The sequence below is a fragment of the Arthrobacter sp. A5 genome, from assembly GCF_051131705.1.
In the GTDB taxonomy this organism is placed as follows: Bacteria; Actinomycetota; Actinomycetes; order Actinomycetales; family Micrococcaceae; genus Arthrobacter_M.
On record NZ_CP180316.1, the window covers coordinates 715,581 to 727,208 of the forward strand.

Here is an 11,628-nt window from a genome sequence, read left to right on the forward strand (position 1 = left end):
ATGTTGCTGTTTTCATGCCCCAACTGCGGCCCGCGGGACGAAACCGAGTTCCATTACGGCGGCCAGGCCCACGTGCCCTATCCGAAAGACACGGACGCGATGACGGATAAGGAATGGGCCGAGTTCCTGTTCTACCGCGACAACACCAGAGGCGACTTCGCCGAACGCTGGGTCCACAGCACCGGCTGCCGGCAATGGTTCAACATGCTGCGGGACACCGTCAGCTACGAGGTTAAGGCCGTTTACCCGATGGGCTCCACCAGCCCCACTCCCGGTGGCCAGTCGCCGGCCGGCCAGTTTCCAGCCAGCACAGTACAAACCCAGCAGAAAGGAGCGCAGTCATGACCCCGCAGACCTCCCGAATCGGCCACGGTGGCCGGATCGACCGCAGCATCACTTGGCGCTTTACCGTTGACGGTGCCGAGTTCACCGGCCATCCCGGGGATACCCTCGCTTCCGCGCTGTTGGCCAACGGGCACATTGCGGCCGGCAATTCACTGTATGAGGACCGGCCCCGCGGCATCATGTCCGCCGGAGTGGAGGAGGCCAACGCGATGGTCAAGGTCATCGGGCGCTTCCCCGGTCATGCGGATGAATCAATGCTGCCGGCAACGGCGGTGTCCTTGGTGGACGGCCTCACCGCGGAATACCTGCAGGGCCGGGGCCAGCTGGATCCAGCCGAGGACAAGGCCCTCTATGACAAGAAATACGTGCACACCGATGTGCTCGTCGTCGGCGGTGGTCCCGCCGGGCTGGCCGCGGCAGGCGCGGCCGTGCGGACCGGGGCGCGGGTGATCCTGATCGACGACCAGCCCGAGCTGGGCGGAAGTCTGCTGTCCGGCCGCGCCGAGACGGTGCAGGGCACACCGGCGCTGAACTGGGTCCAGGACGTCGAGTCGGAGTTGATCTCCGGCGAAGAATGCACGGTGCTCAACCGTACGACGGCGTTCGGTTCCTACGACAGCAACTACGTCCTGGCGGTACAGAACCGCACGGACCACCTCGGTAGCCCCGCGGCCGACGGCGTGTCGCGGCAGCGCATCTGGCACATCAGGGCCCGCCAGGTGATTCTGGCCGCAGGCGCCCATGAGCGGCCGCTGGTCTTTGAAAACAACGACCGCCCGGGCATCATGCTGGCCTCCGCCGTGCGCAGCTATCTGAACCGCTACGCCGTCGCGGCCGGCTCACAGGTAGTGGTTTCCACCACCAATGATTCCGCCTACGATCTGGTAGCCGACCTGCGCGCGGCAGGAGTCACGGTGGCCGCCGTCGTGGACGCACGGCCGGAGCCTTCGGAACGGGCCACCGCCGCGGCCGGCCCAGCCGGTAAGGCGGATGTGCGGATCATCAGCTCGGCGGCGGTGGTTAATACGGAGAGCGACGGCGCCGGCCGGCTGAGCAGCGTCACGGTCAGCGCAATCGACGCGGACGGCAACCCCGTCGGGGACACCGAGGAGATCAGCTGCGACCTGCTGGCGGTCTCCGGCGGATGGTCGCCGCTGGTGCACCTGCACAGCCAGCGGCAGGGCAAGCTGCGGTGGGACGATGACCTGGTCGGATTCGTGCCCTCCTCCGTGGTCCGGGACCAACAGGTAATCGGCTCCGGACGCGGCAGTTACGCCCTTTCGGATTGCGTCGCGGAGGGAATCTCCGCCGGTTCGGTCGCCGCCGTCGCCGCCGGGTTTGCCACCGCAGCCGCCGTGGACGCCGCAACGACGGCTGCCGCCCGGCCGGCACAACCGGCCGTTGCCCAGGGTCCCACCCGCGCGCTCTGGCTGGTCGGCGGACTCGAAGGGACGCCGTCGGACTGGCACCATCATTTTGTCGACCTCCAGCGGGACCAGACCGTCGCGGACGTGCTGCGCTCCACCGGTGCAGGGATGCGCAGTGTTGAACACATCAAGCGCTACACCTCCATCAGCACCGCCAACGATCAGGGCAAGACCTCCGGGGTCAACGCCATCGGCGTCATCGCCGCGGCCCTGGGGCAGGGCAGCGGTGCCGGTGCCGGGATCGGGGAGATCGGCACCACCACGTACCGTGCGCCGTTTACGCCCGTGGCCTTCGCCGCGTTGGCCGGCCGGGAACGCGGAGAACTCTTCGACCCGGCCCGGGTGACGTCGATCCAGCCCTGGCATGTCGCGCACGGCGCGGAGTTTGAGGATGTCGGCCAGTGGAAACGCCCGTGGTACTACCCGCAGGCCGGGGAGGACATGGACGCGGCCGTGCTGCGCGAATGTGCGGCCACCCGCAATTCCGTGGGTTACATGGACGCCACCACGCTGGGCAAGATCGAGATCCGCGGCAAGGACGCCGGCGAGTTCCTGAACCGCATTTACACCAACGCGTTCAAGAAACTCAAGCCCGGCTTGGCCCGGTACGGCGTGATGTGCATGGCGGACGGCATGATTTTCGACGACGGCGTGACCCTGCGCCTGGACGAGGACCGCTACTTCATGACCACCACAACCGGCGGCGCGGCGAAGGTGCTCGACTGGCTGGAGGAATGGCTGCAGACCGAGTGGCCCGAGCTGGACGTGTATTGCACCTCGGTGACGGAGCAGTGGACCACCATCGCCGTCGTCGGGCCTAAATCCCGCGCGGTGCTGGCCAAGCTGGCCCCGGAGCTGGACCTGGGCAGTGCCGACAATTCCGAGGCCTTCCCGTTCATGACCTTCCGTGAAACCACGTTGGCTTCCGGGGTGCAGGCACGGGTCTGCCGGATTTCCTTCTCCGGGGAGCTGGCGTACGAGATCAATGTCCCCGCCTGGTACGGGTTGAGCACCTGGGAAGCGGTCACCGCGGCCGGTGCGGAGTTCAATATCACCCCGTACGGCACCGAAACAATGCACGTGCTGCGCGCCGAAAAGGGTTACCCGATTGTCGGCCAGGACACCGACGGCACCGTCACGCCGCAGGACGCCGGGATGGACTGGGTGGTGTCCAAGGTCAAGGACTTCGTGGGCAAACGCTCCTACTCCCGGGCCGGAGCGAACCGGACTGACCGTAAGCACCTGGTCAGTGTGCTGCCCGTGGACGGTTCCATCCGGCTTCCGGAAGGCACCCAGCTGGTGGAATCGGGTGTCTCGGTCAACCCGGCCTACGGGCCCGTTCCGATGCAGGGTTTCGTCACGTCCAGTTACCACAGTGCGGCGTTGGGCAGGTCGTTTGGCCTGGCGCTGATCAAAAACGGGCGCAATCGGATCGGCGAGCGCATGGTCGCCGCCATGGGCGATGAGCTGGTGGATGTAGTTGTTGGAGAAACCGTACTTTTTGATGCCGAAGGGAAGCGCCGAGATGGCTGAAACAGCAGAAATGGCAAACGCACGACTCCAGGGGCTGCGCCGCAGCCCGGCCGTCCACCTGTGGGAGAAATTTGAGCAGGAATCGGTGGCCGGCAGCCTGGGCGTGACCTTGCGGGAGATCCCGTTTTTGACCATGGTGGGTGTGCGTGTCGATCCTGCGTCGGAGACCGGAGCGCGGATCGCCGAGGTGGTCGGCGGCCTGCCGGAGCGCTGCGGGGAGGTCGGCGGCCCGCTGGCCGAGGGCGAAGCGACCGGCACGCTGTGGCTGGGGCCTGAGGAGTTCCTCGTGGTGGGCCCGGCACACGGTAAAGGTCCGGACCTGCTAGGGCGGCTGCTCGAGGCGCTGGCCGGTGGCGCAGGCCAGGTGGTTGACCTTTCGGCCAACCGGACGACCTTTGAGCTGGCCGGCCACAGCGCCCTAGCGGTGCTGGAGAAGAGCTGCGCGCTGGACCTGCACCCACGCGCTTTCACCGTAGGGACGGCGCTGGGCACCGAAATCGGCAGCATCCCGGTGGTGCTGTGGAAACTGGAGGCGGAGCGCTTCCGGATCTTCCCGCGGGCCTCCTTTGCCGATTTCGTTGGCCGTTGGCTGTTGGACGGCATGCGCGAGTTCGCCTCCGTCGAGGTGCGCTGATGGCACTGAGCGTGCTGGACCTGTTTTCCATTGGCATCGGTCCGTCCTCCTCCCATACGGTCGGCCCGATGCGGGCTGCCAGGCGGTTTGTTGACGGCCTGGCTGCCGGTGGCGAGCTGACGCGGACGGTGCGCGTCCAGGCGGAACTTTTCGGTTCCCTGGGCGCCACCGGCCGCGGCCACGGTTCCGATAAGGCCGTGGTGCTGGGGCTGCAGGGGCAGGACCCCGAAACCGTTGATACCGCGACGGCCGATGACCAGGTGGCCGCTGCGGCATTGGACGCGCGGCTGCTGCTGGCCGGCACTCATCCGGTGGACTTCAATTTTGACAAGGACGTGGTGCTGCACCGGCGCAAATCGCTGCCGGCTCACCCCAATGGGATGACCTTCCGTGCCACGGATCACGAAGGCGAGGTGCTGCGCGAGCGGACGTATTACTCCGTGGGCGGCGGGTTCGTAGTGGACGAGGAAGCGGCCGGGGCGGACCGTATTGTCCCGGACAGCACGGTGCTGCCCTACCCCTTCACCACAGGAGCCCAACTGCTGGAACAATGTGCCCGCAATAAGATGTCCATCAGCGACGTGATGCTGGCGAACGAGCTCACCTGGCGCACCGAGGCCGAACTGCGCGCGGAGCTGCTGCAGATCTGGGCGGTCATGCGCGAATGCGTGGACAACGGCTGTGCCAGCGAAGGAATTCTCCCCGGCGGGTTGAAGGTGACCCGTCGGGCGCCGGGGCTGTTCCACACCCTGCAGGCACCGGAGAATGCCGAGGATCCGCTGCGGGCGATGGAATGGGTCAACCTCTTTGCCTTGGCAGTCAACGAGGAAAACGCCGCGGGAGGCCGGATTGTCACCGCGCCTACGAACGGTGCCGCGGGCATCATCCCGGCAGTCCTGCACTATTACATGAAGTTTGTTCCCGGGGCCAGCGACGACGGCGTGGTGCGGTTCCTGCTGACGGCCGCCGCCGTCGGAATCCTGTTCAAGATCAATGCCTCCATCTCCGGGGCCGAGGTGGGCTGCCAAGGCGAGGTGGGTTCGGCCTGCTCGATGGCGGCCGGTGCATTGTGTGAACTGCTCGGCGGGACTCCGGATCAGGCGGAGAACGCCGCCGAGATCGGCATTGAACATAATCTCGGTCTGACCTGCGACCCGGTGGGCGGCCTGGTGCAGATACCGTGCATCGAGCGGAACGCCATTGCCAGTGTAAAGGCCATCAACGCCGCCCGGCTGGCGCTGCACGGCGACGGCAGCCAGAAGGTGTCGCTGGACAAGGCGATTAAGACCATGCGTGAGACCGGCGCAGACATGATGACGAAATACAAGGAAACCTCGCGGGGCGGCCTGGCCGTGAACGTGATCGAGTGTTAGGCGACGATATGACCAGTGCTGACCGGCATCTCGTTGAACATGTGCTCACCCTCGATTGCGCCGAGGCGCCCGGCATCGTCCATGCCGTTTCCGGTTTCCTGCTGGAGAATGGCTGCGATATTCTGGACAACCATCAGTTCGGCGAGCGCAGCCAGGGGCACTTCTTTATGCGCGTTCATTTCATCTCCGAGGGCGACGCCAGCACCCTAGGGCTCCTGCGCGAGGCTTTTGCGCCACTGGCCCGTCAGTGGGACATGAACTGGCAACTGCGCGAGCACGGAGCCAAGCGCAAGGTGCTGATCATGGTGTCGAAATTCGGGCATTGCCTCAATGATCTGCTCTTCCGTGCGCGCAGCGGCGAGCTGCCGGTGGACATTGTCGCGGTCGTTTCCAACCATACCGACCATCAGGGACTGGTGGAGTGGCACGGCATCCCGTTCCATCATGTCTCGGTGACGGCACAGACCAAACCGGCGGCGGAGGCCCGGCTGCTGGAGCTCATCGATACGCACGAGGCCGAACTGGTGGTTCTGGCCCGCTACATGCAGGTGCTCAGCGATTCGTTGACCCGCCAGCTCGATGGCCGCGCGATCAACATTCATCACTCCTTCCTGCCCAGTTTCAAGGGGGCCAAACCCTATCACCAGGCCTATGCGCGCGGGGTGAAAACCGTGGGCGCGACGGCGCACTATGTCAACAGCGAGCTCGATGAAGGGCCGATCATCGCCCAGCAGGTGGTCGAAGTGGACCATACCTACGGGCCGGCGGATCTGGTGGCCGCCGGGCGCGACACCGAATGCAAGGCGCTGAGCAATGCCGTCAAGTGGCACTGCGAGGGACGCGTCATCCTGCAGGGCAACCGGACGGTGGTGCTGCGCTGACCGGTCAACTACCTAACCGATGACGCTGCCGAAGAGCAGACCGAGCAGATAGGTGGCCGTGGCTGCACCCATGCCGATGCCGAGCTGGCGCAGGGCGCGGCTGGGCGGTGACGTTCCGGAGAGCAGCCCGACGACGGCGCCGGTGGCCATCAGTACGAGCCCCACCAGGACGCAGGCCAGGATCAGGGCCGGAACTCCTGTCATGCCGAAAAGGAACGGCAGGACGGGCACGATGGCTCCGGAGGCGAAGAAACAAAAGCTCGAGGTGGCCGCGCCCCAGGCCGTCCCGATGGTTTCGTGCGCGTCTTCGCCCGGCGTCGATTCCGGCTGCAAGGAAAGGCTCGGGTCGCAGTCGCAGGTGAAGCGGCCCATGCGTTCGGCAACGCGATGCTCGGCTGCCTCCCGCGACATGCCGCGCGCAAGGTAGACCAGGAGCAGCTCGTTGTGTTCAATGTCCAGCGACGACGCCGCCGAGAGGGTGATCTGAGTCGGACGCGAGGCGCTGAGCAATTCCCGTTGGGACCGGACGGAGACAAATTCTCCGGCGCCCATGGACAGCGCCCCTGCGAGCAGCCCGGCCACCCCGCTGAGCAGCACCACATGGCTGCCGACCCCCGATGCCGCCATGCCCATGACCAGGGACAGGTTGCTGACCAGCCCGTCGTTGGCGCCGAAGACCGCGGCGCGGAAGGTGCCCGAGAGCCGGTTGCGTCCGCGGGTGGCCAAACCCCGGACAACTTCCTCATGGATCTGTTCATCGGCAGCCATGCTTGCCGTGGCATCCGCGTCCGAGGCATAGGGGGACCGGGATTCAGCGCGTTGGGCCAGGGCCAATACAAAGACCGAACCGAAGCGGCGGGCCAGCAGCCCCACCAAACGGTTGCGTCTGGACGGACGGCGCGCGGACCCGGCCTTGTCGCCAAGGAGACCCAGCCAGTGCTTCACGTGCCTGCCCTCGGCCTCGGCCAGGGCCAGGAGAATCTCCCGCTCCTCGCCATGCCGCCGTCGGGCCAGATCACGGTAGACGGCTGCCTCGGCGCGTTCGTCCGCTAAGTATTGGCGCCAGCGTTTGAAGTCCCTGGCGGTGGGGGTGCGTTCCGGCACGGTGAATCTCTCCTTGGGTCACCCCACTTTAGCGAAAACTGAGGGTGATATCCGGCCGGTTTCCCTGTCCCGAAAGATTAGGCTGGCCTCAAAGCCGCGTATGCCCGGACGGCCAACGCGGCCGCCGCCGCGACTTGTTTTCCCGATAGTATCTGCGGCGAAACCTTTGTTGTCTCGTAAGCTAAAGTGTGATTATCGTTACAGCCGCTTCCAACCATGGTGGCCGGATAGACCACGGTGGCCGGACAAACGACGGTCGCCAGACAAACTACCCTTTGTTGACCGCAGACACGACTCCGCATGGAAGGTGGGTAATGAAAGCACTGCCGGTAGAGCCCAGCGCCATTCCCGTGGCTATCGGGTCACGGATCCGCGCCGCCCGCCAGGGCCAGCGGCTGACCATCGAACACGTAGCTCACGCGACCGGGCTGACCAAGGGATTCCTCAGCCGGGTGGAGCGGGACCTGACCTCTCCCAGTGTTGCCTCACTGGTGACGCTGTGTCAGGTCCTGTCCGTCTCGATCGGTGATCTGTTCGCCGTTCCGGAGACGCACCTGGTCCGGCGCGACGAGGGCCCGCGGATCTCGCTTGGCGGTGAAGGAATCGTGGAGCGTTTGCTGACGGCGCGCTCCGAACGGAGGGTGCAGGTCCTGCAGACGGAGATCGAACCGCATGGCCGCGGCGAGTCCGAGCTGTACGCCGTCGACTGCGATGTGGACGTGCTGCACATAGTCCGCGGCAGGCTCACCCTGATCATGACCAACGCCAGCTATGACCTCGAAGCCGGGGACACCTTGTCCTTTCCAGGCCGCGAGCCGCACAGCTGGATCAACCACACCGGGCTGCCGGTAACCGCCCTCTTCATCCTCGTCCCGGCCGCCTCCGGCAAGTGACCCAACCAGGTCGCAATTGCGGCACTCAAAACGTCCTTTGAGTGCCGCAAGTGCGACCTAGTTGGGCGCGCCGGGGCACGGGGGGTCAGCCCACGTGGACCCAGGGCCGTTTGGTCAGGTCGGGTTCGGCCTCGCGCAGGACCTCCAGGGTGACCGGGAGAAAAACGGCGCCCAGCAGCGCAACCAGGACCAGGGTAATCACCACGTTCTGACCGTGCAGGAAGCCGGGCGCGAAGGGGTTCTCGATCAGGTGTGCGGTGGCATCTGCCGCGGAAAGGGTGATCGTGATCATGAATCCGTCGCGGCAAACCCGAGCAGCGCGAGCACAAAAATCTTTCCCCACCAGCGTGGCAGCGAATGCTCCAGCATCGCGATCGACCCCTCGCCGCGTGGGCTTTCCTGGGCCAGGCACATGACCCGCCACCATGGCGCCGGTAGGCGCCGCCTGGGCTGGGAGGCGTGCCCCGCCGACGACGGCCGACACGGCAGGCGGGATGGAAAGGCCCAAAAAATTGTCTACGAGAGAACATTTGGTTCACATAAGACAACCTGCGTTGTAGCATGGTGGCAACGTCAGCGTCGGATTACTTGAAGATTTCGAAGGTGAGGCCCCCATGAAAGAACTGCGCATTGAAGCCAATGGCAACATTGGCCCGATCGATTCCGCCCGCATTCCGCGGTATGCCGGAGCGGCCACGTACGCTCGGCTTCCTCGACTGGACCAGGTCGCGGCGGCTGACGTCGCCGTCGTGGGGGTTCCTTTTGACGCGGGCGTGTCCTACCGTCCCGGGGCGCGCTTCGGAGCCAATCATGTGCGGGAAGCGTCCAGGCTGCTGCGGCCGTACAACCCCGCCATGGACGTCTCCCCGTTCGAAAACATCCAGGTGGCCGACGCCGGGGACATGGCGGTGAACCCATTCAATATTCATGAGGCCATCGAAACCATCCAGCAGAACGCCCTGGACCTGACGGCCGACGGGGCCAAGCTGCTGACGCTCGGCGGTGACCACACGATCGCGCTGCCGCTGCTGCGCGCCGCCGCCGAACGCGCCGGCGAACCGGTGGCCCTGCTGCACTTCGATGCGCACCTTGATACCTGGGACTCCTACTTCGGGGCGGAATACACCCACGGCACGCCCTTCCGCCGCGCCGTCGAGGAAGGCCTGCTCGATACCGAGGCAATGAGCCATATCGGGACACGTGGCCCGCTGTACGGCAAAAAGGATCTCGACGACGACCACCGGTTCGGCTTCGGCATTGTCACCAGCGCCGACGTTTACTACCAGGGTGTGCTGGAAACCGTGGCCAAGATCCGGGAGCGCATCGGCAAACGGCCGCTGTACATCTCCGTTGACATCGACGTGCTGGATCCCGCCCACGCTCCGGGCACCGGGACGCCCGAGGCCGGCGGCATCAGCAGCCGGGAGCTGCTGGAGATCATCCGCGGCTTCCGTGGCATGAACCTGATCGGCGCGGACATTGTGGAAGTGGCCCCGGCCTATGATCACGCGGAAATCACCGGCATCGCCGCCAGTCACGTAGCCTTCGAGCTGGTGACCCTGATGGCGGACCATGCCGTGCCCGGGGACCGCTTCGGAGCGCCGGGCGGATATGCCGCCCAGGCCCTCGGCCAACGGTCCCGCCGGCCGGCGGGATTCTTCGCCTCCCCGCCGGACGGGACGGACGAGACGGCAGAGAGCGCCGAAACCGTGAAGAGTGCCGGGACCGCGGGGGCAGTCAAATGATCGACGTCGATCCGGCCGCCACCAGTCAGGAAAAGAGTGCCGATATCCGTAACGGCGGGGACCTCGTCGTCGAAACGCTCAGTGCACTCGGGGCCGGCACGGTCTTCGGCATTCCCGGTCAGCATGCGCTGGGATTGTTCGATGCGCTGAGCCGGTCGTCGCTGCATTTCGTCTCGTCCCGGGTGGAAAACAATGCCGCATTTGCCGCCGACGGCTATTCGCGGGCAACCGGTGAGGTTGGCGTGCTGTTCCTCTCCACCGGTCCTGGCGCGCTGACCGCGCTGGCCGGTCTGCAGGAGGCTAATGCCACCGGCGTGCCCATGATCGTCATCGCGAGCCAGATCCCGCTGGAGGGACTGGGCGCCCGGCGCAAAGGGATGCTGCACCAACTCGACGATCAGAAGGCCTCGGCCGCGAACGTCACCAAGAGCCAGCGGTTGATCCAGCACGCCTCCGGCATTCCCTCCGCCATCCAGGATGCCTGGACCGAGGCGGTGTCTTCGCCGCAGGGGCCGGTGTGGATTGAAATCCCGCAGAATGTGCTGCTGGATCCGATCTTCGTGCCGGCCGTCGAGGACGCTCTCGCCGAGCCGTTCGACAACCCGCCCCGAGTGGAGCTGGTCCGCGAAGCCGTCAGCTGGCTCTCCGCCGCCGAGCGCCCGGCCATCGTGGCCGGCGGCGGCGTGCGCCGCGGGAACGCCACGGCCCAACTGCTCTCCATTGCCGAAAAGCTCAACGCGCCCGTGGTCTGCACCCCCGGCGGCAACGGCGCGTTCCCCTGGCGCCATGGGCTATCGCTGCAGTCCTGGGTGGAGGACCGCTACGTCACCGAGGTCCTGGAAGACGCGGACGTCCTGGTGGTCATCGGATCGTCCCTGGGTGAGGTGTCCAGTAACTACTTCACAATGGAGCCGCGCGGGCGCATCATCCAGATCGACGCCGAGCCACGGGTGCTGGAATCCAACCGGCCCGCGCTGGGCATCAGGGCGGATGCCGGTCAGGCCCTGAAGGCTTTGGATGAAGCCCTCACCGAGGCGCAGGGTGAACGCGCCGACTGGCACGGGCAGTCTCCCCAGTCGCTGGTCGAGGAGACGCTCGCGAAGGTGCAGGCGAGGCTTGACGAGCAGGATCTGCGGCTGGAACGGAAGTTCATGGCGGATATTCGTTCCGCCGTCCCGGCTGGAATGCAGACCTTCTGGGATATGACCATTGCCGCCTATTGGGGCTGGAGCTGTTGGGACGCCCGCAGCGGGCAGTTCCATTCCGCCCAAGGTGCGGGCGGGTTGGGCTATGGTTTCCCGGCAGCGATCGGCGGCTCGCTCGGCCTGCAGTTCCACGCGCGTCCGGACCGGGTGCTCGCGGTCTCCGGCGACGGTTCGGCGATGTATTCCATTGCGGAACTTGCCACCGCCCGTCAGCATAACGCCCCTGTCACGTGGCTGATTGTCGACGACGGCGGCTACGGCATCTTGCGTGAATACATGGTCGACGCCTTCGGTAAGGCCACCCACACCGAGCTTGCCGGTCCGGACTTCGTCAAGCTCGCCGAATCGTTCGGCGTGCCGGCCCAGCGGGTGGCGCCGGAGGATGTCGGGGACGCGCTGCGGGCGGGCTTTACCGCCGAAGGACCCAACGTCGTCGTTGTCAACACGCTCCTGAAAATGTTTGGCCCCACTCACCTCGGAATTTAGCG

9 protein-coding genes and 1 pseudogene are annotated in these 11,628 nt (G+C 65.9%); 8 read left to right on the forward strand and 2 right to left on the reverse strand.

What is annotated here, in order from left to right:
- From ACLLJI_RS03365 to purU, 5 genes are read left to right on the forward strand one after another with little or no spacing between them, the layout of a single operon-like run.
- The gene (locus ACLLJI_RS03365; RefSeq protein WP_283558518.1) at window positions 1-345 is read left to right on the forward strand and encodes a sarcosine oxidase subunit delta; all 345 of its coding nucleotides are present in this window, start codon (window positions 1-3) and stop codon (window positions 343-345) included.
- Window positions 342-3,305: a 2Fe-2S iron-sulfur cluster-binding protein gene (locus ACLLJI_RS03370; protein WP_434617927.1), complete on the forward strand. Its 2,964-nt coding sequence runs from the start codon at window positions 342-344 to the stop codon at window positions 3,303-3,305. The genes ACLLJI_RS03365 and ACLLJI_RS03370 overlap by 4 nt, the downstream gene beginning before the upstream one ends.
- Entirely contained in the window at window positions 3,298-3,939 is a 642-nt protein-coding gene (locus ACLLJI_RS03375) for a sarcosine oxidase subunit gamma (RefSeq protein WP_434617930.1), read from the forward strand. Before ACLLJI_RS03370 ends, ACLLJI_RS03375 begins: the two co-directional genes overlap by 8 nt.
- Window positions 3,939-5,312 carry an L-serine ammonia-lyase gene (locus tag ACLLJI_RS03380; protein ID WP_434617933.1) on the forward strand — a complete coding sequence of 458 codons (1,374 nt, stop codon included), beginning with the start codon at window positions 3,939-3,941 and terminating at the stop codon, window positions 5,310-5,312. The genes ACLLJI_RS03375 and ACLLJI_RS03380 overlap by 1 nt, the downstream gene beginning before the upstream one ends.
- 8 nt (window positions 5,313-5,320) lie before the next feature.
- Window positions 5,321-6,193 (forward strand): formyltetrahydrofolate deformylase, encoded by an 873-nt coding sequence (gene purU / locus ACLLJI_RS03385; protein WP_434617936.1) that lies wholly within the window; start codon window positions 5,321-5,323, stop codon window positions 6,191-6,193.
- Window positions 6,194-6,205: 12 nt separating this feature from the next.
- Here the strand turns inward: purU and ACLLJI_RS03390 are convergent, their stop codons facing one another.
- Window positions 6,206-7,297, reverse strand: a complete 1,092-nt coding sequence (locus tag ACLLJI_RS03390; RefSeq protein ID WP_434617939.1) for a VIT1/CCC1 transporter family protein — start codon at window positions 7,295-7,297, stop codon at window positions 6,206-6,208.
- Window positions 7,298-7,611: 314 nt separating this feature from the next.
- On the opposite strand from ACLLJI_RS03390, the gene ACLLJI_RS03395 reads away from it, so the two are divergent.
- On the forward strand, window positions 7,612-8,190 hold the full coding sequence (locus ACLLJI_RS03395) for a helix-turn-helix domain-containing protein (RefSeq protein WP_283558524.1): 579 nt from the start codon (window positions 7,612-7,614) through the stop codon (window positions 8,188-8,190).
- Between the two features lie 157 nt (window positions 8,191-8,347).
- On the opposite strand, the pseudogene ACLLJI_RS03400 reads toward ACLLJI_RS03395, so the two are convergent.
- A pseudogene (locus ACLLJI_RS03400) lies at window positions 8,348-8,698 on the reverse strand (amino acid transporter); the annotation flags it as partial.
- A 106-nt stretch (window positions 8,699-8,804) separates the two neighbouring features.
- Here ACLLJI_RS03400 and speB point away from each other — a divergent pair.
- Both speB and ACLLJI_RS03410 read left to right on the forward strand, forming a co-directional pair.
- Window positions 8,805-9,935 carry an agmatinase gene (speB, locus tag ACLLJI_RS03405; protein ID WP_434617943.1) on the forward strand — a complete coding sequence of 377 codons (1,131 nt, stop codon included), beginning with the start codon at window positions 8,805-8,807 and terminating at the stop codon, window positions 9,933-9,935.
- A complete protein-coding gene (locus tag ACLLJI_RS03410) occupies window positions 9,932-11,626 on the forward strand; it encodes a thiamine pyrophosphate-binding protein (RefSeq protein ID WP_434617946.1) in 1,695 nt (564 codons plus the stop codon). The genes speB and ACLLJI_RS03410 overlap by 4 nt, the downstream gene beginning before the upstream one ends.
- Window positions 11,627-11,628: the final 2 nt, after the last annotated feature.